The sequence below is a fragment of the Streptomyces sp. NPDC006430 genome, assembly GCF_040612395.1.
GTDB lineage: Bacteria > Actinomycetota > Actinomycetes > Streptomycetales > Streptomycetaceae > Streptomyces.
The window spans coordinates 26,453-47,892 of the sequence record NZ_JBEXQA010000034.1 but is presented as its reverse complement, the minus strand read 5'-3'; the positions used below and the strand labels follow the sequence as shown (position 1 = coordinate 47,892).

At 68.1% G+C, this 21,440-nt stretch carries 24 protein-coding genes and 3 pseudogenes; 16 read left to right on the top strand and 11 right to left on the bottom strand.

Going from position 1 to position 21,440, the window contains the following annotated elements:
- Position 1: 1 nt before the first annotated feature.
- Positions 2–676 carry a histone protein gene (locus ABZZ20_RS31335; protein WP_356875437.1) on the bottom strand — a complete coding sequence of 225 codons (675 nt, stop codon included), beginning with the start codon at positions 674–676 and terminating at the stop codon, positions 2–4.
- Between the two features lie 143 nt (positions 677–819).
- On the opposite strand from ABZZ20_RS31335, the gene ABZZ20_RS31330 reads away from it, so the two are divergent.
- The 8 genes from ABZZ20_RS31330 to ABZZ20_RS31295 are packed head-to-tail and all read left to right on the top strand — an operon-like array spanning position 820 to position 4,657.
- Positions 820–1,218: a gas vesicle protein gene (locus ABZZ20_RS31330; RefSeq protein WP_356875435.1), complete on the top strand. Its 399-nt coding sequence runs from the start codon at positions 820–822 to the stop codon at positions 1,216–1,218.
- Positions 1,219–1,245: 27 nt separating this feature from the next.
- On the top strand, positions 1,246–1,713 hold the full coding sequence (gene gvpJ / locus ABZZ20_RS31325) for a gas vesicle protein GvpJ (protein ID WP_356875433.1): 468 nt from the start codon (positions 1,246–1,248) through the stop codon (positions 1,711–1,713).
- Positions 1,714–1,716: 3 nt separating this feature from the next.
- The gene (locus ABZZ20_RS31320) at positions 1,717–2,436 is read left to right on the top strand and encodes a GvpL/GvpF family gas vesicle protein (RefSeq protein WP_356875431.1); all 720 of its coding nucleotides are present in this window, start codon (positions 1,717–1,719) and stop codon (positions 2,434–2,436) included.
- Between the two features lie 48 nt (positions 2,437–2,484).
- Positions 2,485–2,733, top strand: a complete 249-nt coding sequence (locus ABZZ20_RS31315; RefSeq protein ID WP_356875429.1) for a gas vesicle protein GvpG — start codon at positions 2,485–2,487, stop codon at positions 2,731–2,733.
- Between the two features lie 20 nt (positions 2,734–2,753).
- A complete protein-coding gene (locus tag ABZZ20_RS31310; protein WP_356875427.1) occupies positions 2,754–3,176 on the top strand; it encodes a gas vesicle protein in 423 nt (140 codons plus the stop codon).
- Positions 3,173–4,027: a GvpL/GvpF family gas vesicle protein gene (locus tag ABZZ20_RS31305; RefSeq protein WP_356875425.1), complete on the top strand. Its 855-nt coding sequence runs from the start codon at positions 3,173–3,175 to the stop codon at positions 4,025–4,027. Before ABZZ20_RS31310 ends, ABZZ20_RS31305 begins: the two co-directional genes overlap by 4 nt.
- Complete coding sequence (locus tag ABZZ20_RS31300) at positions 4,024–4,245, top strand: gas vesicle protein (protein ID WP_356875423.1); 222 nt, start codon at positions 4,024–4,026, stop codon at positions 4,243–4,245. The genes ABZZ20_RS31305 and ABZZ20_RS31300 overlap by 4 nt, the downstream gene beginning before the upstream one ends.
- Complete coding sequence (locus ABZZ20_RS31295; protein WP_356875421.1) at positions 4,238–4,657, top strand: gas vesicle protein K; 420 nt, start codon at positions 4,238–4,240, stop codon at positions 4,655–4,657. Before ABZZ20_RS31300 ends, ABZZ20_RS31295 begins: the two co-directional genes overlap by 8 nt.
- A gap of 27 nt (positions 4,658–4,684) precedes the next feature.
- Here the strand turns inward: ABZZ20_RS31295 and ABZZ20_RS31290 are convergent, their stop codons facing one another.
- Positions 4,685–4,975, bottom strand: coding sequence for a transglycosylase family protein (locus tag ABZZ20_RS31290; RefSeq protein WP_356875481.1), 291 nt, complete (start codon positions 4,973–4,975; stop codon positions 4,685–4,687).
- Positions 4,976–5,560: 585 nt separating this feature from the next.
- On the opposite strand from ABZZ20_RS31290, the gene ABZZ20_RS31285 reads away from it, so the two are divergent.
- A complete protein-coding gene (locus ABZZ20_RS31285; RefSeq protein ID WP_356875419.1) occupies positions 5,561–6,022 on the top strand; it encodes a hypothetical protein in 462 nt (153 codons plus the stop codon).
- A 303-nt stretch (positions 6,023–6,325) separates the two neighbouring features.
- On the opposite strand, the gene ABZZ20_RS31280 is transcribed toward ABZZ20_RS31285, so the two are convergent.
- From ABZZ20_RS31280 to ABZZ20_RS31270, 3 genes are all read right to left on the bottom strand, one after another.
- On the bottom strand, positions 6,326–6,496 hold the full coding sequence (locus ABZZ20_RS31280) for a hypothetical protein (RefSeq protein ID WP_356875417.1): 171 nt from the start codon (positions 6,494–6,496) through the stop codon (positions 6,326–6,328).
- A 346-nt stretch (positions 6,497–6,842) separates the two neighbouring features.
- Positions 6,843–7,148 carry a PRC-barrel domain-containing protein gene (locus tag ABZZ20_RS31275; protein WP_356875479.1) on the bottom strand — a complete coding sequence of 102 codons (306 nt, stop codon included), beginning with the start codon at positions 7,146–7,148 and terminating at the stop codon, positions 6,843–6,845.
- Between the two features lie 229 nt (positions 7,149–7,377).
- Entirely contained in the window at positions 7,378–7,545 is a 168-nt protein-coding gene (locus tag ABZZ20_RS31270) for a hypothetical protein (RefSeq protein ID WP_356875415.1), read from the bottom strand.
- A 318-nt stretch (positions 7,546–7,863) separates the two neighbouring features.
- Between ABZZ20_RS31270 and ABZZ20_RS31265 the strand changes: the two are divergent.
- Together ABZZ20_RS31265 and ABZZ20_RS31260 are read left to right on the top strand one after the other, a co-directional pair.
- Positions 7,864–8,510 (top strand): annotated as a pseudogene (locus tag ABZZ20_RS31265) (glutathione S-transferase C-terminal domain-containing protein); the annotation flags it as partial.
- A gap of 343 nt (positions 8,511–8,853) precedes the next feature.
- The gene (locus tag ABZZ20_RS31260) at positions 8,854–9,036 is read left to right on the top strand and encodes a hypothetical protein (RefSeq protein WP_356875485.1); all 183 of its coding nucleotides are present in this window, start codon (positions 8,854–8,856) and stop codon (positions 9,034–9,036) included.
- Positions 9,037–9,166: 130 nt separating this feature from the next.
- Here ABZZ20_RS31260 and katG read toward each other — a convergent pair whose 3' ends face one another.
- The gene (gene katG / locus ABZZ20_RS31255) at positions 9,167–11,356 is read right to left on the bottom strand and encodes a catalase/peroxidase HPI (protein WP_356875413.1); all 2,190 of its coding nucleotides are present in this window, start codon (positions 11,354–11,356) and stop codon (positions 9,167–9,169) included.
- Positions 11,357–11,998: 642 nt separating this feature from the next.
- Between katG and ABZZ20_RS31250 the strand changes: the two are divergent.
- Positions 11,999–12,097 (top strand): annotated as a pseudogene (locus tag ABZZ20_RS31250) (transcriptional repressor); the annotation flags it as partial.
- A gap of 463 nt (positions 12,098–12,560) precedes the next feature.
- Here the strand turns inward: ABZZ20_RS31250 and ABZZ20_RS31245 are convergent.
- The gene (locus tag ABZZ20_RS31245; RefSeq protein ID WP_356875411.1) at positions 12,561–13,115 is read right to left on the bottom strand and encodes a TetR/AcrR family transcriptional regulator; all 555 of its coding nucleotides are present in this window, start codon (positions 13,113–13,115) and stop codon (positions 12,561–12,563) included.
- A gap of 64 nt (positions 13,116–13,179) precedes the next feature.
- Between ABZZ20_RS31245 and ABZZ20_RS31240 the strand changes: the two genes are divergently transcribed.
- Entirely contained in the window at positions 13,180–13,695 is a 516-nt protein-coding gene (locus ABZZ20_RS31240; RefSeq protein WP_356875409.1) for a DUF6463 family protein, read from the top strand.
- Positions 13,696–13,923: 228 nt separating this feature from the next.
- Positions 13,924–15,744: a P-loop NTPase fold protein gene (locus ABZZ20_RS31235; protein WP_356875407.1), complete on the top strand. Its 1,821-nt coding sequence runs from the start codon at positions 13,924–13,926 to the stop codon at positions 15,742–15,744.
- A gap of 653 nt (positions 15,745–16,397) precedes the next feature.
- On the opposite strand, the pseudogene ABZZ20_RS31230 reads toward ABZZ20_RS31235, so the two are convergent.
- A pseudogene (locus tag ABZZ20_RS31230) lies at positions 16,398–16,721 on the bottom strand (ATP-binding cassette domain-containing protein); the annotation flags it as partial.
- A 114-nt stretch (positions 16,722–16,835) separates the two neighbouring features.
- The gene (locus ABZZ20_RS31225; RefSeq protein WP_356875405.1) at positions 16,836–17,783 is read right to left on the bottom strand and encodes a zinc-binding alcohol dehydrogenase family protein; all 948 of its coding nucleotides are present in this window, start codon (positions 17,781–17,783) and stop codon (positions 16,836–16,838) included.
- A 100-nt stretch (positions 17,784–17,883) separates the two neighbouring features.
- Between ABZZ20_RS31225 and ABZZ20_RS31220 the strand changes: the two genes are divergently transcribed.
- A complete protein-coding gene (locus ABZZ20_RS31220) occupies positions 17,884–18,366 on the top strand; it encodes a MarR family transcriptional regulator (protein ID WP_356875403.1) in 483 nt (160 codons plus the stop codon).
- Positions 18,367–18,710: 344 nt separating this feature from the next.
- Complete coding sequence (locus ABZZ20_RS31215) at positions 18,711–18,914, top strand: hypothetical protein (RefSeq protein WP_356875401.1); 204 nt, start codon at positions 18,711–18,713, stop codon at positions 18,912–18,914.
- 305 nt (positions 18,915–19,219) lie between these two features.
- Here the strand turns inward: ABZZ20_RS31215 and ABZZ20_RS31210 are convergent, their stop codons facing one another.
- A complete protein-coding gene (locus ABZZ20_RS31210) occupies positions 19,220–19,996 on the bottom strand; it encodes a hypothetical protein (RefSeq protein WP_356875399.1) in 777 nt (258 codons plus the stop codon).
- A gap of 880 nt (positions 19,997–20,876) precedes the next feature.
- Positions 20,877–21,167, bottom strand: a complete 291-nt coding sequence (locus ABZZ20_RS31205; RefSeq protein WP_356875397.1) for a hypothetical protein — start codon at positions 21,165–21,167, stop codon at positions 20,877–20,879.
- Positions 21,168–21,440: the final 273 nt, after the last annotated feature.

Sequence of the window (21,440 nt, the reverse complement as noted above, 5' to 3'; positions counted from 1 at the left end):
CCTACCTCCGCGTGGACGGCTTGCGGCCCGGCGTCTTCTTCGCCGCCGTCTTCTTGGCGGATGCCGGCCTGGAGGTGCTCGGTTGGCGCGCGGCCCTTCGGGCAGGAGCTTCAGCACCGGTGCGGGAACGGGTCGGGGGTCGGCCGCGCCTGCGGGGCGGGGGTTCTTCCTCCGGCTCTTGTTCTTCCTCCTCTTCCTCCGGCTCGTACGCTTCCTCCGCTTCTTCCTCTTCCTCTTCCTCCTCAGGTTCCTCCTCCTCTACCTCCTCGGCCTCCGGCTCTGCGTAGCCCTCCTCGTCCTCACCCTCCGTTTCGTCCTCGTACTCGTCCTCGTACGGCTCCTCTTCGTCTTCCCTCTCGTCCGCGTTGCTGAGTTCGAGGGTGCGGTGGTGGAGCGAGTCGGCGAGGTCGGCGAGCTTGCGGTTCGCTGCGGCTCCCAGTGCCTTCTTGCCTGCATCCAGGGCCTCGCCCCGTAGCTGGTCGGTGATTTCGGCGAACTGTGGCATCTCCTTGAGCTTGGTGAGGCCCTGGGTCATGAGCTGACCCGGTTCAAGACCGAAACGGCGACCGGCGAGGTAGGTGGCCACCGTGAATGCCAGGCGCCCCTTCTTGGTGCGCCCCAGTACGTAGCCCCCGGCCACGGCGGCCGCGAGCGCGATTTTGGTCGTGTCCTGCATGAGTTGCATCCCTTCGCCAGAGCGCTTGCGGGCTGTTCGTCGCCGCCCAGAAGACCGTTCGGGTCTGCGGACCGTGTCGGCTGTGCTCTGCGCTGTCAGCCGTGGAAACCGCCCCGCTCAGGCGGCCTGTACACCGGTGAGCGATGTCCCCCCAGCGGAGTGACACATGGCCGCAGCAGACCCAGCACGTCCTCGTAGAGTCCGCCCCCGCCAGGCGGAGGAGGCAGCGGAACACGACAGGCCGCCTGCACGCCGCGCTCCCCCCCAAGCGGCGGGCAGGGGTGCCGGACGCGGCTTCGGCGATCCGCTCCGCGGCCGGCCAACTTGCTCAACTGCTCGGCCGGACCCCGGACTCCGTGTCGTCGCTCAAGCCGACCGAAGATGGTTGGGAGGCGCAGGTAGAAGTGATGGAACTGGAACGCATCCCCGACACGACCAGCGTGATGGCCAGCTACAAAGTCGCCCTGGATCCGGACGGGCAGTTGGTCTCCTACGAACGGACCCGCCGGTACACCCGAGGCACGATCGACCGGCCGACCTGAAGCAGGCCGCCCGGGAAAGGAGGCGCCATGACCATGGTGCCGCAGAGCGGTAGCAGCGTAAGCAGGGGCACGACCAGCACGAAGAGTACGAGCAGCCTCTACGACGTCCTGGAGCTCATTCTCGACCGCGGTCTGGTCATCGACGTTTTCGTCCGCGTCTCGCTGGTGGGCATCGAACTCATCAAGATCGATGCCCGCATCGTGGTGGCCAGCGTCGACACCTACCTGCGTTTCGCCGAAGCGTGCAACCGGCTCGATCTCGAAGCAGGACGCAAGGCACCCGCTCAGCTCGCCGAGGTCGTGGGAACCATGATGGAAGGCGGTGCTCGCGGCAAGACCAAGGGCGCGCTCAGTGGCGCAGTCGACGCCGTGACCGAATCCCTGTCCGGCCGCGCATCCAAGCAGGAGGAACCGGAAGAGGAAGGGCTCGAAGAAGAACCTGCACCGAGGAAGCGGCGCCCCGCCCGTCGCCCGGTACGGCGGGAAAGGGAGTAACCGATGGCGCTCTACGTCTACGCGATCACCGGCAAGGGCCATCCCCTCCACCTCGACGGCTTGAACGGGGTGGGTTCCCACCCCTCAGCCGTGCGCGCGGTCACGGGCGGACCGCTGTGTGCAGTCGTCAGCGACATCTCCGAGGAGATCCGACCCAAGCGCAGGGACCTCCAAGTGCACCAGGAAGTGCTGGAGCGCCTCATGGCCGACGCAGTGGTCCTGCCGTTGCAGTTCGGCTACATCGCCCCTGACGACCAGGCCGTTCAGCAGGCCCTGGAAGACAACACCGACGGCTACCTCGCCACTCTGGACCGGCTCGACGGCTGCGCGGAATACCACGTGAGGGCATCCCAGGCGGACGAGGACGAGCTGCTGCGCCAGGTCCTGCAGGATTCCCCCGAGGCCAGGGAGCTCAACGAGCGGATCCGCGCCGGCGAGCAGGACCCTCAGCTGCCCCTCGCGCTGGGGGAAATGGTCGCCCGCGAAGTGCAGGAACGCCAGCATTCGCTGGCTGCGGGACTGCTCCAAGCGCTGATTCCCTACGCCCGCGAGCACGTCACCCGTCCGCCGTCGAGCCCGGACTTCCTCAATCTGTCGCTGCTGGTGCCCGATGACCGAAAAGGCGACTTCCTGGCGGCGCAGGCCAGCCTCGCTGCGCAGATCGAGGAAGGCGTCGACTTCCGGTTCACCGGCCCGTTGCCACCGTACAGCTTCGTTCAGTGACGACGGGTGACGACCGGCCTCGGAACCAGTCGAAAGGAGGCAAGAACCATGGGACTGCTGACACGCCTGCTCACCCTTCCCGTAGCCCCGATGCGGGCTGTCGTATGGGCCGCCCAACGGGTCGCGGAGAAGGCCGAAGACGAGTACTACGACCCGACACCGGTGTGGCGCGAGCTCGCCGACCTGGAGCGGCGCCTGCTGAGTGGCGAGATCGATCAGGACACGTTCGACAGGCAGGAGGACGAGCTGATCGACCGGCTGACAGAGATCGCAGAGTTCCGCCAGCAATTCTCCTGATGGGGAGCGAGGCTTTCATCGTGTCTGAGCCACTACCCGGCCGACTCGGATCCTTCCCGTCCCGCGCTGCCCCGACGCCGTACGGACAGAGCACCTCCAGCCTCGCCGACATCCTGGAGCGCGTCCTGGACAAGGGCATCGTCATCGCCGGCGACATCCGCATCAACCTCCTCGACATCGAACTGTTGACGATCAAACTACGGATCCTGGTCGCCTCCGTGGACAAAGCCAAGGAGATGGGCATCGACTGGTGGGAGCACGATCCATCGCTCTCCTCACGGCACACCGGCAGCCCGCTGGAGCAGGAGAACCGCAGACTGCGCGCCGAGCTGGAGGCCTTGCGCCGCGAGCGCCTCGACGGTGAGGAGATCCCGTCACGCGCCGCCGATGAGGAACCCGAGAACGATGCGGGCAGCGCAACCGCACGGGGGCGCCGCCGATGAGTACGTCCGAGGACACCCTCACCTACGTGTACGCCGCGGCCCCGCTCACGGCCCGCCTCCGCGACGCCTGTGCGGCCCTCCGCGGGATCTACGGGGCCCCCGTCCTGTTGGTCACCGCACCACCCGCCGGCGGCCCTGCCGGCCCACCGCCACTCCTGGCCTTCGCCACCAGCCACGTACCACGGCACGACTTCAACGAAAGCGCACTGAAGAACCACTTCGAGGACCTTGAGTGGCTCGAGAACGTTGCCCGCGCCCACCATGCCGTCGTAGAGGGACTCTCCGCCCACGCCACGGTCCTTCCCCTGCGCATGGCCACCGTCTACCAGGACGACGACCGCGCCGGCCGGGCTCTCGCGGAGCAGTACGACGCGTTCGTCGAAAGACTCGCCCAGCTCACGGCCCACACCGAATTCGGCGTGAAAATCTACCTCGCCCCCACACCAACCCCGCCCGATGCCGGACCAGCAACCGATGCCGGTGCCGCCACGACTCCCGGCAAGGCCTATCTCCAGCGCCGCAGGGCCCAGCACAATGCCCAGGAGGCCGTCTACGCCCAGGCGCAGCGGGCCGCCGAAACGGTCGAGGCCATCGCCTCCCGATACGCCTCGCAGCGCGTGCGTCACCCCGCGCAGCGGGGTGCTCTGACCGGGCCCGCTGAGAACGTGCTCAATGACGCGTACCTCGTCCCCGACGCGAACGCGGAGCAGTTCCGAGCCGCCGTCGAAGAGGCCACCGGCGCCTTCGACGGCGTCCGTGTCGAAGTGACCGGGCCCTGGGCGCCCTACTCCTTCGTCATGCCGGTGGCCGCGCTCGAGCACTCGGCCACGGGCGAGGAGCGCGACTCATGACCCTCGCTGAGCACGGAGAACCGCTTCCCGGACGGCAGGTGGCACTGGTGGACCTCCTCGACCGGCTGCTCAGCGGCGGCGTGGTCATCACTGGCGACATCGTTCTCTCCATCGCCGACATCGATCTCGTCCGCATATCACTGCGCGCTCTCATCGTGTCGGTGAGTTCCGAGCCGCACTCAGCCACGGCGGCGCGGGAGGGCGGCCGACATGGGTGAAGAAGGCTCCGAGCGGCACCACCAGAACCCGCCCGCGCCCCTCGGGCCCGACCTCAAGGACGTCGGTGACTCGATGTCGCAAGCGTTCCGGCTCCTCCAGGCACCTCCCACGCCGCAGGACGCACCTCCTCGCGCAGCACACCGTATGTACACCGACCGCGACACGGTGGAAGAGGACCTCCTCAAACTCGTTCTCACCCTGGTCGAACTCCTGCGTCAGCTCATCGAGCGCCAGGCATTGCGCCGCGTGGACGCAGGAGACCTCACGGACGAGCAGGAGGAGGAGCTGGGAGCCACGCTCCTGGCCCTCCACGACCGGCTGGCCGACCTGTGCGCCCAGCACGGCTACGCGCTGGAGGACCTCAATCTCGACCTCGGTCCACTAGGGCCTCTCCTTCCGCCCCGAAGCTGAAAGCCCTCCCCTTCGCGAGCTGGGCTCTTACCGGCGGGCGCACGTCCAAGCACCCATACCCTGCATCGCGGCCAGTCTCTTGGCAGTTGCGATCTGCTCCGACTTGGTGGCCAGGTCGGCTCGGGCGGCGTACCTACGGCCACCCGCAGCCTTCCAGCTCGAACGGGTGAACTGCAGACCGCCGTAGTGCCCATTGCCCGTGTTGGCACGCCAGTTACCACCAGACTCGCACTGGGCGATCGCATCCCAGTCGACGCGAGGTTTCGAAGCGTGGGCCACCGCCTCGGCACTGGAAACGGTGAGTATTGCCTGACACATGAGCACTACGCACAGCATTGTCCGGACGGTGCATCCGGCTCGCTGGCCGTTCTGGAAGCGCGACATCAGTCCTCCTCCGCTAGCCGGCAGGCCAGCCCCACGGTCCGGCCGGTCCCGCCTACGGCTGTCGGGCCGTTCACGCAGCACAACATGTCGTCATGCCGCCCCCGTGCCTTCTCGACGGGCGTACGGGTGACGCCACCCGTACGGGGGCGCCCCTTGTCGCAGCCTTGGGAGGGATGTAGCCGGTGGCCCGCCACCCCCTGGGAGCCCCTAGGCCCGAAGGCGTTTCACTCGCGGACGTAGCAGCGATCGTGCGACTGGCGAACCGACTTGGCGAACTGACGGACCAGAACCTGGTCGGTAGGCCGGTACGGCTCACCGTGTCCTTGCTGCGCCCGACTGGCGTAGAGCACCAGCTCGGCGCCGGGAATCCGGCCGCTCGCTGCGCGATCATCACAGTAGGGGCCGGGCAACCTCAGGCCCACTGCGAGGTTCGAAGCCATCGAAGCCAGCCAGCTGGCGTGCCTGGGCGCACCAGCAACGAAGCCGCGGCCGGTACGGCCGGGACGGAGAAGCACACCGATGACCAGCCAGCACGACGGTAACGAGTCCTCCGCTTCCTCTGGAGAGGAGCCACGAGAGGACGCGCCCACCCAGGGCGAACGAGGTCAGGCCGACGAGCCACGGGCCGGGACCGACAGCAAGGCCACGGCCAAGGAGAAGACCGCCGCGGCCAAGGAACACACCATCGCCAAAGCCAAAGAAGCCACCGCTCAGGTTCGCGCGAAGGCCGGCCAGGCGACCGAGCTGGCGAAGAGCAAGACACCCGAGCCACTCCTGCATACCGCTACCCAGACTGCTGCACACGTCCGGGACACGGCATCCCGAGCCGGACACCTCGCGGCCGACAAGACGCCCGAAGCCGTCCGTGAAAAGGCTGAGCGGGCGGCGCACGCGGCAGGCTCCAAGTGGACCCCGCTGTTTGTCGTGGGGGTCGCCTTCCTCGTCGTCGTCCTGATGCGGCGCAGGCGGCGGAACTGCTGAAGGAAGCGGCGGCGTAAGGACCGTGGAGTGGTCCTTCAGGGCCGCGGAGGCTCGGAATGAAACGGCTCCCCCTCCAGTCCGGAGGGGGAGCCGTTTTCGGGTCGGGTTCACCGCCGCACTGGGTCAGGCGTGGCGGTGCTTGTTGCGGGTGAGGAGGCGGTAGACGGCGAGGAGGATGAGGGAGCCGACGCTGGGGCACGGCGCGGCGCTCTCGCAGCCGATAGATCAACCGCGGTCGTACGTCCGTGCGAGAGCCTCAAAGTGGGGCTGCACGCCAAGGCCGTAGCAAGACACGCTGCCAGGTCAGCGGAAACCGTCCTTGCCCTTCTCCTTGATCTGCCGGGCCTTGCCCCGGGCTTCCAGAGCGGCACCCTTGGCCGTCATGGTCTTCTTTCCCATCGCGTGCCCTGCTTTCCTCACGGCCTTCCCGGCAATTTGTTCGATCTGGGCCTTCGTCTTCTCGCTGGCACTCATGGCGGTCCCTTCGTAGCGCCCCTGGTCTCCGATGTGCCGTGGTCCGGTAGAAGAGGTGGCTGCCGGCGCGCCGACAACGGCTGCGGTGGCTGCACCGAGAGACCGAAGCAAGAAAGCCGTCGGAGGAGAGGGCTGAGCGGGCCGTGCGCCCCGGGGGGAGGTGGCGCACGGCCCGTCGGAGTCCGCTCGTACTCCAACCGCCCCCGCGCCTGCCCCCACAGCCGGCTTTCAAACGATTTCGGATCCATGGATTCTTGTCTGGCAGGTTGGGGACACGCGCGAAGAGGAGAGGGTGAGCAGCGACAGCGACATCGCGACCCGTAGCCCGCAGGCATCCAGCCCACGATCACACCGCGGCCCCGGGATTCGTCGCGGTGTCGTCCTTGTCGTACTCGGCGGAGTCCTTGATCTGGTCCTTGGTGAGGTTGACGTGGACCTTTTCTTCTTTGACGTCGATGCGGACGATGGCGCCGGCGGGGATCAGGACGTGCTTCCCGAGGACCCAGGGGCCGGTATCTACGACCAGGTAGGAAGCGTCGACCTCTTCGGTGGCCTTGTCGACCTTGCCGATGTGTCCGTCGCTGGCTTCGACCTTGAAGCCGATCAGCCGGGTGCCGGGCTTGTCGTGCGACTCGGGGTTGTAGTTCCACATGTCAGCGGTCACTGGGTGTCTCCACTTCTCCGGGGCGGGGGTGGGTCTGCGTGGTACGGCGGGTCAGGTGTGCAGGAGCCTCTGCGGGCGTGGCCGTCCGTCCCGCGTCGTGCGCTCGTCGATCAGGCAGTCGGCGATCCTCCGCCTCCGCTTTCCGGCGTGGGCGTCGTCCCAGGCCTTCCGGGCGGAGACCCTCCCGGCCTCCTCACACGGCACCGCGTGCCCGGCGTCATATATCGGCGGTCCACACCTCGGGGCCGCCACCTTCCCATCTGATCGGGCCCTCCTCGGACAGGTCCACGTCGTCCAGGCCGGCCCGCCGCAGGAACTCCGACACATCCGCCGGGGAGTGGGCACGCCCGAGGTCGGCGTCCACTCCCAGAGCGTGAACGGTCACTTTCCGCCCGCCCTTCGACGACACGGGATGAATGACGATTTCCGTCTGATCCGCCATGCATCCAGCCTGCGGGTGTCCGTCTGGTCCGGCACGCCGAGCGCACGGTCCGGGTGTCAGGACGGGCACGTCAGCCGATGGGCGTCGAGCGCGTGCCGCTCTGCAATCCACGGCAGGGCCGGTGCCGAAATCGGCGCGTCGAGGATGCGACGTCGCGGCGCTTTTGTTCTCGTTCGTGCCGGGTAGGCGCGTCGTGTGAATTACGTGACGCCGGGCAAGGGCTATTCGCGCGACGGCCGGTACCTCACCGACCGGATCACGATGGACGCACGGGACGGCCTTCCCGTGGAGGCGGGCCGTTACCGACTGGTGGTCAGCCGCGCCTGCCCGTGGGCGGGCAGGGCAGTGATCGTACGCAGGCTCCTGGGGCTGGAGGACGCCCTCAGCATGGCCGTCGCGGGGCCCGTGCACGATGAGCGCAGCTGGTCCTTCGACCTCGACCCGGGCGGCCGGGACCCGGTGCTCGGGATCCGGCGCATGCAAGAGGCGTACCTGGCGCGTGAGCCCGGATACGACCGGGGCATCACGGTTCCGGCGATCGTGGACGGCTCTTCGCTCGATTCGACCAGCCATCGCAGCAGCTCGCACGGACCCGCTACCTCGTAGGTGCGACGATCACCGAAGCCGACGTACGGCTGTTCACCACGCTCGTGCGCTTCGACGTCGTGTACCACGGCCACTTCAAGTGCAACCGCCGGAAACTCAGCGAGACGCCCGTGCTGTGGTCCTACGCCCGGGACCTGTTCCAGACGCCCGGCTTCGGGGACACCGTCTACTCCGGGATCGTGCCGCTCGGCCCGGACCTGTCGGGCTGGCTGGAACCGCACGATCGGGCGGCGCTCGGCGGCCGGCCCTTCGGTGACGGAACCCCGCCCGGACCGGTGGCTCCTGGGGAGGCGGTGCCGCCCCCCCCCACACACCTCTGCCCCCATGAGCACGCGAGGCAGAGGAGCCGGGAACGGGGCGGGGTGCCAGAGGAACGCGACGAGAAGCGAACCGTCGGAGTCGCGCGCGAGCCGTTCGCACCTGCCCCGGGATCGGCGAGGCCCCCGCCAAAGGGCCGTCTGCGAAGCGCGTACCCTGCGTGCCCCGGGCCCAGCACCCGGCACCCGGCACCCGGCACCACCAGGTGCTGGAGCTGCGCTTACCGCGCACGAGAGCGGGTAGACGCCTACGCCAGCATCGGGGACGGGCCGTCCGCGCATGGGCAGAGGCATCGGGCCGCGCCGAGGCGGCCGAAGGGAGTGAACGGTGAAGCAGACGCAACAGACGCAGAGCAAAACGATCCGCTCCGAGGAGACGGCGCGGAGCTGCTGGGACGACTTCGAATCCGTACGCGGTCAAATGAACCACCTATTTCGACAGCGGTCCCACCGCATTCAGCCGGCGGTGGACAGGGGCCCGGCGCGCGAGCACTCCGGCGACGCCGCCTGAGACGCCACGCCCACCACCGTAGGGGGACACGGCGGCTGGACCCGAGGTCGCCGCCTCCTGGGCCGCCGATCCTGACGGTGTTCCGGTCGGCCGACGAGCGGCCGACCGGACCGGGACACCGGGTTCGGGTTCAGGCGAGGTCGAACCTGTCGAGGTTCATCACCTTGTCCCACGCTGCCACGAAATCACGCACGAACTTCTCTCCCGCGTCCTCGGACGCGTACACCTCCGAGATGGCTCGGAGCTGGGAGTGCGAACCGAAGACGAGGTCGACGGCAGTAGCGGTCCACTTGACCTCGCCCGTGGCGCGGTCCCGACCTTCGAAGACGTTCTCAGCCGATGTCGACGCCTTCCACTCCGTACCCATGTCAAGCAGGTTGACGAAGAAGTCGTTGGTCAACGTCTCCGGCCGGTGGGTGAAGACGCCGTGCAGGGACCGGGAGAAGCCGGTGTTCAGGGCCCGCATGCCGCCGGTCAGAACCGTCATCTCCGGTGCGGTGAGGGTCAACAGGTTGGCACGGTCGAGTAGGAGCGTCTCCGGCGACAACTTCTCACCCGCCCGGAGGTAGTTGCGGAAGCCGTCTGCCCTGGGTTCGAGTACGGCGAACGACTCCACGTCGGTCTGTTCCTGCGAGGCGTCCGTGCGCCCCGGTGCGAACGGGACCGTGATGTCGTGCCCGGCGTTCTTCGCGGCCTGCTCGACGGCCGCGCACCCGCCCAGGACGATCAGGTCAGCGAGAGAGACCTTCGTACCGCCGGCCTGTGAGAGGTTGAAGTCCTGCCGGATCTGATCGAGGGTCTGCACCACCTCGGAGACCTCGGGCAAGTCATTGACCTCCCAGTCCCTTTGCGGCGCGAGGCGGATCCGTGCCCCGTTGGCCCCGCCACGCTTGTCGGTGCCGCGGAAGGTTGCGGCCGACGCCCAAGCGGTGGTGACGAGCTGGGAGATGGACAGCCCCGAGGCCAGGATCCTGCCCTTGAGGTCTGCGATGTCCTGTTCCGCGACCAGCTCGTGATCGACCTCGGGGACGGGGTCCTGCCACAGCTGCGGCTCGGGAACCCACGGGCCGAGGTAGCGAGAGAGGGGTCCCATGTCGCGGTGCAACAGCTTGTACCAGGCCTTGGCGAACGTTTCTGCGAGCTTGTCCGGGTTCTCGTGGAAGCTTTTCGTGATCGGCGCATAGATCGGATCCAGCTTCAGCGCGAGGTCCGTCGTGAGCATCATGGGAGCGTGCCTTTTCGACGGATCATGAGCATCGGGCACGGTGCCCTGGGCCGACGGGTCTGTGGGAGTCCACTGCTTCGCACCGGCCGGGCTCGTCGTCAGCTCCCACTCGTACTTGAGCAGGTTGTCCAGGTACCCGTTGTCCCACTTCGTCGGCTCGGAGGTCCATGCGCCTTCGAGCCCACTGGTGAGTGCGTCGGCGCCCTTGCCCGTGCCGTAGGTGTTCCTCCAGCCGAGGCCTTGCTGCTCGATGGGGCACGCCTCGGGTTCCGGACCGATGTACTCGGCATCCACTGCACCGTGGCACTTGCCGAATGTGTGGCCGCCGATGATGAGCGCGACCGTCTCCTCGTCGTTCATCGCCATACGCCTGAACGTCTCTCGAACGTCCCTGGCGGCAGCCATCGGATCAGGGTTACCGTTGGGCCCTTCCGGGTTGACGTAGATCAGGCCCATCTGCACGGCGCCGAGGGGACCACTGAGTTCTCTGTCGCCGCTGTAGCGCTCATCTCCGAGCCACGTGTCCTCGGGCCCCCAGAAGATCTCCTCGGGTTCCCAGATGTCCTCTCGTCCGAAACCGAATCCGAACGTCTTGAACCCCATCGATTCCATGGCACAGTTGCCAGCGAAGACCAGAAGGTCGGCCCACGAGATTTTCCTGCCGTACTTCTGCTTGACCGGCCAGAGCAAACGGCGCGCCTTGTCGAGGCTCACGTTGTCTGGCCAGCTGTTGAGGGGGGCGAAGCGCTGAGCGCCGGCGCCACCGCCGCCCCGGCCGTCGGCGATGCGGTACGTTCCGGCAGAGTGCCAACTCATCCGGATGAAGAGCGGCCCGTAGTGGCCGTAATCGGCGGGCCACCAGTCCTGCGACGCCGTCATCACCTCGAAGACGTCTTGCTTCAACGCGTCCAGGTCTAGGGTCGCGAACTCTTCTGCGTAGTTGAAGTCCTCATCCATCGGATTGGACTGAGGCGAATGCTGATGTAGGACCTGGAGGTCGATCTGACTTGGCCACCAGTCTCGGTTCGACCTGGGGCGAGTCTGGGTGGGGGCCGGGGAGGGGATTACTGGGTTCTCGCTTTCGCTGCCGGACACGTCGTCCTTCTTCCTGTCTCGGTGTTTCCCTCTGCTGGCTGCTTACCGAGTCGAGCAATGCGACCCGCGCCCGTAGTACGCCATGGCGCCCGCCGGCTGGAATCACCTGATCAGCCCTGTGGCTGTCAACGCGGGGCTGGCGGCCGGCGAGAACCTGACTTACGGACGACGCCGATGATCGAGCGTGTATCGGCGTCCGTATGGTCGCGCACCTCAGACCGCACCGATGAGAGAACACGCAGAGCACCCCCGCACAACGGGTAGCCGAATTCAAAAGTCGTTCGGGTCCCCGGCTCGATGATTGACGTATCTGCCCGGCCTCGGAGAGATACGAGAAACGTGAAACCTTCCGATCATCAGGATCACTCCGCTGATCTGAGTTTCGGAAGCACAATCGTCCGCCGTCCCGGCATGTGACGGGAGCCATCGACCTGACACGTTCGTTGTCGTGGGGCCTCGGCCCACGTCTTCTGCTCCACGTGCCGTGGAGCGCGATCCGATGTGTGCGGTACCGGCCCTTGCCGCGGACCAGACGTCGTTCCGCTGCCTGGGGCAGAAGGTCACCCGTGCGCTTCTCGTCATAGACCAGACATGTGCCGGTAAACTGCCGCTATCCCGCCGAGCCTGAACAGGTGAGCCGCAATGAGTGACCTGTTGGAGCGGCTGCGAGGGCGCGGTTGGCGCATGACGTCCCAGCGGCGGGTCGTCGCGGAGGTCCTCGACGGCGATCACGTGCACATGTGCCCTTCCTGTGCAACCGGTCTTCCCCGCGTGTTCGGGTAATCGTGTACCTGCGGACGAGCAGGCTCCCCAGGCATACCGTCACCCTGAACACCCGCGTCGAGATGCCCATCCTCGGCTTCGGTGTCTACCAGATTCCGCCCGAGCGGACCGAGCAAGGTTCCACCGTTCGCGCCTACGCGCTGTCCAAGCGGGCCAACTCGCTGCGGGTGGCAGACCTTCGCCATCGCATGGGGCAAACGGGGCACCCACCTCAACACGGTCAGCCCCGGGGGCCGGACGGTTCGGCGCGCCCGACGAGGTCGCGGAAGCGGCCGCCATCCTCCTCGGCCGTCAGTCCGGCTCATCGGTCACGACACGCTCCGATGCCTCCGCAAGCCGAAAGCCCACCGCCGGAAGCCCGCTCTCTCACTCCGCCGCGCCGGCTACCAGATGCTGGTCGGCGACTCGACGGGCTGCACAACTAGTCCCCCGTTACGGCCTCGGTCGCGGCCGTCACGCCCAGGGCGGCGATGCGCGGTGCGAGGGCCGGGCCGGGGGGCAGGCCGAGCAGGAACACCCACGCGAAGGTGGTGCCGAGGACCGTGGCATGGACGAGTGCGGGGTCGGCCCGTGAGGCCAGTTCACCGCGTGCGAAGGCCCGTTCCAGCAGGTTGGCCACTTCGGCGCGCTCTCCGGCGATGAAGGTGTTCTGGAAGCGCTGCGCGATGTCGGGGCGCTGCTTGAGGTCCGCGAGCAGACCCGGAGTCGCCGCGGCGACGACGGGATCGGAGAAGATCCCGAGGGTGAGCTGCGCGAGTGCGGTGAGGTCCCCCTGCAGCGATCCCGTGTCCGGCAGCGGCTGTGTCTCCCGGCCGTGCACGAGCGCCGAGAAGACCAGTTCGCCGCGGGAGGCGTGGCGGCGGTAGATGGCCGCCTTGCCCACGCGCGCCTTGGCGGCCACGGCGTCCATGGTCAGCGCGGCGTACCCCACGTCCCGTACCAACTCCCGTACCGCTTCGCGGATCGCGTCGTCCACGCGGCTGTCCCGCGGCCGGCCGGGGGGTTGCTTAGAAGGCTGCACAGGACCATTATACGGAACTATGAGTATCGGAACTAGCAGTACCGTAAAGCTGTCCGCCGATGCGTCCGGCCGCGCCCGCACGCGCACCCTGAACCTCTGGGCGGGCCGCACCACCGCTGCCATCGGGGTTGTGCACATCGCCTTCTTCACCGTCAGGACCTGGCCGAGATGGGGCGACTGGATCGGGGGCGCACTGCACGGCACGGACGCCATCCAGAACCCGGCCAACGCGGTCTCACGGGGCGAGTTCTGGGCCCTGCTCGGGAGCTTCGCGGTGCCGCTGATCTTGCTCGGCCTGCTCATCGCGCGGATGGCGCAGACCGGCCAGGAGGTTCCGCGTCACTTGGGTTGGGCCCTGGGCGCGTGGGTCCTCGTCTGCGGCTGGATCCTCGAACCGTCCGGCTTCCCACTGGGCTTGGTCCCGGTCACACTGCTCCTCCTCGCACAGCGCGCCTCCCGGGCCTCCCGGGCCTCCCGGGCCTCCCGGACGTCTCGCACGTCGTCCCGGCCGGGCAACGGCAGGAAGGAGGCCTGAGCTCCATCGGTGTCGACAGGGGGGTTCAGAGGTGCCCGGGCCCGCCGTCTTCCCCGGTCTGGATCGAGTCCGTTTCTCCTGATCCGGTCTCCAGCACGTGCAACGGGATCTACCCTCCCGTTCCAGTGCACCGGCTACGGAGGAGGGCGAGTTGATCGACCCGCTGGCAGAGCTACGGCAGGGCAGCCCGCGCGAGGGAGACGCCGGTGTGCGGGACAGGGGCGGGAGGTGACCGAGCCCACTGCGCGACAGCAGCTGTCGCTCCTCAACGACGAGCCGGTCGCCGAAGCCGCAGCTGACCTGCTCGGTGTAGGTCGGGCGGCGGAACAGCTCGCCGGCTTGCTGGTGGCCTCCCGTCAAGCGACGCCGTTCACCCTGGCCATCGACGCCGGCTGGGGGACGGGCAAGAGCAGCCTGATGCACCTGGTCGACGCGGAACTCGCCCGGGCCACCGACGTGCACACGGTCTGGTACAACGCATGGACCTCGACCGGCGCGGACGCGTTGGAAGGACTCATCAAATCCGTCCTGATGCGTTTCGAGCGCCGCCTGTTACGCCGGGCCGTGCAGCGTGTCTCTGAGCGCCGAACCCTGGTCAGGGCCGCCCGTGTCCTGTCCACGCTGGTGGCGGGGCCGCTCGGGGCTGGCGCCCTGGTGGACGAGCTCTGGAACAGCCTGTCCGTGAGCCCGCAGGCGCGCAACGAGATGCGGGACGCGATCAGGGGCTTGGCGGAGGAGTGGGCGGCACCGAGCGCGGTCTCACCGCGGAAGCTGTTGGTCGTCTTCATCGACGATCTGGACCGTTGCTCGGAAGAGACGGTGCTGGCGGTGTGTGAGGCGGTGAAGGTCTACCTGGACGTGCCCGGACTCGCCTTCGTCATCGGATGCGACCGGTCGGTCCTCGGCCCCAACGGCCTGCTGCGCGATCTGTCGCCGGCCGGATCGGCGTTCATGGAGAAGATCTTTCAGACCACCTACCGGATCCCTCTGCCGGACGAAACGGGGATCGAGGACTTCGTCCGCCGCTGCGCGCGCGACTCCGGCATACACGCGCTGCTCAACGCCGATCTGATCTCCCTCATCGCGGCCCGTGCTTCCCGAAACCCCAGGCGCATCAAGAAGCTGATCAACGGGTTCGTGCTGGAAGTCGGCCTCAACCCGCTGTGGCGGGACCTCGGCACCGAAGCCCTCGACACCGTGATCAGGACCTTGCTGCTCCAACACCTGTACCCGGACTTCTACCAGATGCTGATCGGCGGCGGCTCACTGCACGGCGACGTGCTCTCGGAGTTCCTGACCTACCGCCAGGTCAGGCGTGCTCTACGTCGCGTCGAGGTAGACGGCTTCAGCGACGTGGACCTCTCCCGCTTCTTCACGGAGCACGAGGTGCGGCCACCGTCCCAAGAGAATCCGGACACTTGGGACGGGGCATTGGAAGCACTGGAGGCGCAGTTACCCAGCGGTTTCCCCGCCCTGGTCACTGATCGGGCCTTCACCACGCTGATCGAGGACCTGATGGAGCTGTCGCATTTCACAGAACTCATCCAGCGGCTGCGGCTGCAGCCGCGTTTCAGCATGGCCGAGCCTTCCGCAGTCAGGGAGCCCGTGGCGCACGGGATCGAGCACTTCTCCGGCAACGGTCGTGGAGCGCCCACCGAGCAAACGCTTGAGGGCATGCGCATCCTGTGGATCGACGACAATCCCGGAAGCGTCGAGTTCATCGCTCAGTCGATGCGCCTCGCAGGGGCGGAGATGACGGTCGTCAAGGACGGCACGGAGGCGGAACGACAGCTTGCCCCTGGAGGCTGGGACCTGCTGATCTCAGACATCACGCGTGGTACGGACCCGGACGCCGGCTTCAACGAGGTCGAGCGCCTTCGCGGTGCCGCCCCCTACGCGGGGCCCGTGGTCTTCTACACGGGCCGGGTCACCCCTGCGCGCCAGAGGCGTGCCGAACAGTTGGGGGCGTTCGGCATCACCATGAGCCCGCACCAGCTGGAACAACTGGCTGCCCGGGCCGCAGCCGCGCGACGCCGCCCTGAGGTCTGATCAGCAGGCCGTGCAGTCGAGCGGTCCGACAGGCGAGTGCCCCGATGGCTCCTTCGCTCGGCGCTCCTGCCGCGCTCCTCGCCGGCAGGGACTCCGGATGCTTCCCACTGCGGTGCGTGCATGGAAATGCCGGGACGAGCAACACCTCGACGGACAGACGCGCGGCCACCACGAGGTCGCCGGTCCCTGCGACCGGAAGGGATGGCACCCTGCCGAGGAAGCCACCGGGCCGGCATCAGGACGTGCCGCGGCCCAGCAGCGCGAGGGTGGTCCTGCGTGGCAGCAGGCAAGCTGCGAGAACGAAGAGGGAATGTGCCGCGTCGGAGACCACGGTGGGGCCGGCGCGCCGGTCGAGGGCCGAAGCGCGGCTGCCACCAGCGTCTTTGGTGTCTGGATCAGAGCTGACGGGGCGCCTGCATGGTTCAGGGGCGGGATGCCCGTAGCGGTCATGCCGGGGCTGAGGCCCATGACGTGTACACCTCACGGGGGTTGCTCGTGCCAGAGGCGACTACTTCGCCCGTGCGGCGCCCGCGTGCCGGGCCGCGACCGAAGAGATCCGGCATAACACCGCACCGCGGCGGGGCAAGCCGGCCGCCCGGCCGGAGTCGTCCACATGAGGGTCGTCCCGTACGGTCGAGGGCGAGGTTGTGCATCCGGGTGATGCCGTTGCTCCGGGCCAGTGCGGCCAGGTGGGCCGCGGCGCTGCGCCCGCCCGTGGACCTGTCCGGCGTCGAGGGGGCGCCGACGTGCCGTAGCCCGCGCGCGGGTGGCGGTGGAGGGGCGCGCCGCTGACGGTGGCGGCGCCGGTGGTGGGCGCACCCAGGCCGAGGATCATCCGCAGAGTGGTGGACTTGCCGGCTTTGTTGGGGCCGAGGAATCCGGTGACCTGGCCCGGCCGCAGGGTGAAGGACAGAGGACAGGTGGTCGACGGCCGTCTTGCCGCCGTAGCACGTGGTGGGTTCGCTGACTTCGATCACGGCGCCCACCCAGCCGACGGGACGCCCATCCGGACAAGGGGCCGTGGGCGGCGATCGGGTAAGCCGGGTCGGCCCGTGGGCGTACGCCCACGGGCCGATGCTGCGCCCGGTGTGTCAGGCGACGCGGACGATGCTCTTGCCAAGGGTCGTGCCCTCGGCGAGGCGCTGCACGGCCATGGCCAGGTCCTCAAGGGCGTACTCGGTGGTGATGTCCATGCGGACCTTGCCGTCGGCGACGAGGCGGAGCGCGTGGCGGGCACTGTCGGCGAGCCGCTCGGGGTGGGTCTGGCTGAGCAGGTTGCTGTTGTAGGTCAGGAGTGACTTGCCGTGTATGAGGAGGTCATTGGTGTTGGCGAGCACGGGCTCGTACGTGGCGAGGTTGCCGTACGCCACCAGTCGGCCGTGCGCCGCGAGCTGCTCGATGGCGGCGGTGCGGGTCGAGCCGCCGACCGGGTCGAGGATGACGTCAGGGTTCTCGTCGCCGAGCTTGGCCGGGAACTCTTCGCGGAGCAGGAGCTGGTCGTACCCGAACTGGGCGGCGTAGTCGGCCCTGAGGCCATTGCCGACCACGCCGACGACCCGACCTGCCCCGGCCAGCCGGGCGAACTGGGCCGCGAGCGTGCCGACCGAACCGGCGGCGGCGTGAATCAGCACGCTTTCTCCGGGCTGCACGCGTGCGGTGGTGTTGATCAGGTCGTAGGCGGTCGGTGCGCCCCACCCGAGACCTGCAGCCGTCCTGAGCGACACGATGCCGATGTCGATCGCGAGCGCGGCGGGTGCCAGGACCACTTCGGCGTAGGCGCCTGAGGTGGTCAGCGCGGTGACAGCCTCGCCGATACGGCGTGCGTCGACATCCGGGCCGACCGCGACGATGTGCCCGGACGCCTCGAATCCCGGAACGAAGGGACGGGGTACGGCGAAGTGGCCGTCCCGGACCATGGTGTCCCCCCACTGAATCCCGGCGTAGGCCACACGGATCGCCACCTGGCCGGGACCGGGGGCGGGCTCATCGAGTTCGGCGACTCGGTAGTGGTCTTCGGTGTCGAGAACGACAGCCTTCATGGTTACAACCCCCTGTGTTGACTCAGTATCCTTACAGTCGAGAAGGTAGATGTGTAAGGTTCCTGAGTCAACCCATGAACCTGTCAATGGATGGGAGTGTGTGGTGGAAGCCGCGATCGAGAACGACCTCTGCCCCCGGATCAGGCGCTCGGAGCAGGCGCTGATGGCGCACCACGAGGCGGTGCTGCGTACCTACGGGCTGACCATGACGCAGTACACCGTGCTGCTGACACTCTCGCGCGAAGGCGGCATGTCCGGCGCCCAGCTGGCCCGCTCCTGTGGGGTGACGCAGCAGAGCATGAGCAGCGTGCTGACCAACATGGAGAACAAGGAACTCATCCGCCGCGAAACGTCCCCGGTGCACGCCAAGGTGCAGATCGCCACCCTCACCGATGCGGGCCAGACGCTGCTGGACCGCGCCTACGAGGAGGTGGCCGTCCTTGAGCGGGCGCTCACCGACGCTTTCACGCCCTCCGAATACGCAGCACTCTGCGGACTTCTGGAACGCGCCACCGCCGTCCTGATCCAGCAGACGCGCCACGCGGCAGCCTCGCCCGCCACCAAGGCGACGCCATCCGGCTGATGCCTCTGCCGAGGAAGGTCCCGCTGGCCTACTACTGATCCCTGCCCCTGCCCCTGCCCCTGCCCCTGCCCCTGCCTCTGGCCCTGGCCCTGCCCCAACGATCGGCGACCCCGCCGCGTCGCTGCTGACGCACGGCGCTGGCTCGGCCCCGGGGTGATGGGCCGTCACGAGTACGTCATCCTGTGCGAGCAGGGCCGTAGCGTCGTACGGTTCGTCGTACGAGGGGAGGGCCGTGAGGTCGGCGCGGTGTCTGCCTTCCCGCGCGATCGCTCGGCCGGGAATGCCGGGCGTATCCGGCCAAAGATCAACACGGCTTTAGCGGACCCCCATGGTCCTGGCCAACGGTGCGTCAGGGAGGGGGTGTAGGGCTCGCGGGAGAGTCCTACGGCCGGGGCTACGGCGGTGGCATCGCCCTGCTCTTCTGGCTGGTCGTCATGTGCGTGCCCGGTCCGCTCATCGCGGTCTCGCTGGGCTGTGTGCACAGCCTGTTCTTCACCACGCCGGTGATGGTGGCCTCGAACGTCGTGGGCGTGCGCACCCGGATATAGGGGGCCACGCTCGCCCGCCTGGATTACGGCCGCCGGGGTGCTGCCCGTCGGAGGGGCGGTACTCGCGCGGATGCGGCAGGCGTCGAGGACCAAGGTGCGGCGGAGGGCGCTGGGGCCCATCGCGGTCACGGTGATCGCCACGTTCTTCGTCGGGGCCACCTCGCCGGTGTACCAGCCGCCGGACCTTGAGCGTGCCGGCAACGTCGGTGAGTGGACGGGCGATGACGTCTGCCGATGCTATGGCGGGGACGAGGTGCCCTGTGTCCCCGCCATAGCCTCGGTTACCCCGAATCGGGTCCGGTCTCTCAGCCCACGCGCTCGATGCGTGCGCGCCGGATGAGGTTCTTGCCCGGTTCCCGCACCTTTTCGAAGGCTGCGTTGTTCAGCAGGGCGCAACTGCCCGAGGGTCCGTTCACCGTCACGGTCGTCGAGTGGCCGTTGTCGAGGTTGGTCACCTTCAGCTTCGTTCCGACCGGGAACGTCCCGCTGGTCGCCGCCGGGGCACCCGCCTCACCCGACAACGTCACCGTCGACCCCGGACACACCACCTCCCCAGTAGCCGGAGGCACCTGCGCACCCGCTGCACCCGTCGTACCCGCGGCACCGGACGCACCCGTCGCACCAGTGGGTGCGGCACCGCCACCCCCCACGCGCTCGATGCGTGCGCGCCGGATGAGGTTCTTGCCCGGTTCCCGCACCTTTTCGAAGGCTGCGTTGTTCAGCAGGGCGCAACTGCCCGAGGGTCCGTTCACCGTCACGGTCGTCGAGTGGCCGTTGTCGAGGTTGGTCACCTTCAGCTTCGTTCCGACCGGGAACGTCCCGCTGGTCGCCGCCGGCGCACCCGCCTCACCCGACAACGTCACCGTCGACCCCGGACACACGATGTCGGGGACGGCGGCATTGCTGGTCGCCATTGTGACGACGGCCCCTCCGGTCGCCAGTGTTCCCGCGACGACAGAGAGCGCCAGCTTCTTCTTGAGACTCATAGTCCGTTTCCGGGACATTGATACTCCTCGATCCGATGGACGATTCCCTCCGTCGTTTATACGGCTGACATCACAATGCGAGTTCAGTTCTGTCACCGCCCGACAAATCCAGCTGGGCGGAAGTCTCCTTGGGTGTTGCGTGGTACGCCACGGTGGCTGAAGGTTCGTTAGGCACGTTCAAATCAGCAGGTGGGAGCCCCGCCGCCCATGATGATTGATGTGCGTGTGGCCTTCGTACCGACCGACTCATCTGGGGCTGAGGCGCGGACACCACAGGTACCTTTAGGGTTCAGTTGATCCTCCCTTAATGCTCCGGCTGGACCTCTGCATTTCCGAGGACACGGTGGTCATGCATACGCACTTCAGATCGCCGGCCTCGTTCACCCTGGCCACCAGCTGAGGCTCCGGCCCGGAAACCGAACCTGAAGCAGGCGGCTCCGAAGCCGCCCGGGCAGGCCCGGAACCCGTACACCCGCCCTCACCAAAGGGGTTGGGCGTACGGGTTCCGGGCGTTCGGGGACCAGAAGTCCGCGAACCCGCCGGGGGAGTGGGCGCCCGGCGGGCGAGCCGATCGTTCCTCGGGATGTTCGACTACCCTCCCGTAGCCCCGGCTGCGCCGGCTGGTCCACTCCAGCTTCGCCGCGACGGCCGGGTCAGCAGAGGGAATTCGGCGCCGTCGGCATCGGGGGAGGCGCGACGCTGCACCGCGCCGCTGGAGCCACCCCCAATGTGGAGTCCGTCGCAGCCGGCGCGACAAGCACACCCGCTGCTGCGGCGGCCGAGCAGGCCCGGTTGCCGCACTTCTCGGGCAGCTGCACCCACTGCGACCCGGTCTGGAACCGATCACTTCGCGGTGATCGCGCCACCGGCCGCCCCGCTTCGGTGTCCGATCCGGCAGCAACGGATCGATTCGCGCTCACTGCGCGTCAGTCAACGGCACACCCAGACCAGCGATCAGACGATCGGAAGGGAGCGGCTATGCCCCAGCCACGTCACCAGCCTGGCCGGTCGACGTCCACCAGTCGATCACTCGGACGGCCATTACGTCTGGCCGCAGGCCCATGGGGTCGAGACCAAAATGATCTTCCAGCTCGTGCCGCAGGAACTCACCGATCGCGGTCCGGTCGGCGCCGGAACGGAGCTGCTGGAGCAGAGGAGCGACCATGCAGTCGTACTCGTCCTGCACATCGTCGGCGACGCCGATCGGATCCCACTCATTGAGCAGATCCCGCAGGTTGTCCACGGCGGTGGTGTTTCCGGGTCTCATCGCCCCAGACTGCCACCCACGAACGACCGCCATCACCCGCCCCCTGACCCTCTTCTTCATCGCCTGCGCTCCAGGCCGACGGCGGCAAACTCCTTGCCCGCCCCCATCACGGGCGCAGGCGCATCCTCGCGGACCTCTTCGCCCTCAGCAGCTGACCCGTCACCGACTGGCGCGAGGTCCGTGGCCGAGCTCCTGCCGACGGAGCACCCGCACCGCGCCCGCGGTCGGCGTTGCACGGGGAGCCGGTACCCGACCCGTGGGCGACGCCCGCCG

Excerpts from the sequence above, each read along its gene's own strand:
- ABZZ20_RS31330 (WP_356875435.1), top strand. The coding sequence starts at position 820 with ATGTCCCCCCAGCGGAGTGACACATGGCCGCAGCAGACCCAGCACGTC.
- ABZZ20_RS31275 (WP_356875479.1), bottom strand. The coding sequence starts at position 7,148 with ATGTGGAACTACAACCCCGAGTCGCACGACAAGCCCGGCACCCGGCTG.
- ABZZ20_RS31305 (WP_356875425.1), top strand. The coding sequence starts at position 3,173 with ATGAGTACGTCCGAGGACACCCTCACCTACGTGTACGCCGCGGCCCCG.
- ABZZ20_RS31335 (WP_356875437.1), bottom strand. The coding sequence starts at position 676 with ATGCAGGACACGACCAAAATCGCGCTCGCGGCCGCCGTGGCCGGGGGC.
- ABZZ20_RS31205 (WP_356875397.1), bottom strand. The coding sequence starts at position 21,167 with ATGAGACCCGGAAACACCACCGCCGTGGACAACCTGCGGGATCTGCTC.
- ABZZ20_RS31295 (WP_356875421.1), top strand. The coding sequence starts at position 4,238 with ATGGGTGAAGAAGGCTCCGAGCGGCACCACCAGAACCCGCCCGCGCCC.
- ABZZ20_RS31240 (WP_356875409.1), top strand. The coding sequence starts at position 13,180 with ATGAGTATCGGAACTAGCAGTACCGTAAAGCTGTCCGCCGATGCGTCC.
- gvpJ (WP_356875433.1), top strand. The coding sequence starts at position 1,246 with ATGACCATGGTGCCGCAGAGCGGTAGCAGCGTAAGCAGGGGCACGACC.
- ABZZ20_RS31280 (WP_356875417.1), bottom strand. The coding sequence starts at position 6,496 with ATGAGTGCCAGCGAGAAGACGAAGGCCCAGATCGAACAAATTGCCGGG.
- ABZZ20_RS31315 (WP_356875429.1), top strand. The coding sequence starts at position 2,485 with ATGGGACTGCTGACACGCCTGCTCACCCTTCCCGTAGCCCCGATGCGG.
- ABZZ20_RS31225 (WP_356875405.1), bottom strand. The coding sequence starts at position 17,783 with ATGAAGGCTGTCGTTCTCGACACCGAAGACCACTACCGAGTCGCCGAA.
- ABZZ20_RS31320 (WP_356875431.1), top strand. The coding sequence starts at position 1,717 with ATGGCGCTCTACGTCTACGCGATCACCGGCAAGGGCCATCCCCTCCAC.
- ABZZ20_RS31285 (WP_356875419.1), top strand. The coding sequence starts at position 5,561 with ATGACCAGCCAGCACGACGGTAACGAGTCCTCCGCTTCCTCTGGAGAG.
- ABZZ20_RS31300 (WP_356875423.1), top strand. The coding sequence starts at position 4,024 with ATGACCCTCGCTGAGCACGGAGAACCGCTTCCCGGACGGCAGGTGGCA.
- ABZZ20_RS31290 (WP_356875481.1), bottom strand. The coding sequence starts at position 4,975 with ATGTGTCAGGCAATACTCACCGTTTCCAGTGCCGAGGCGGTGGCCCAC.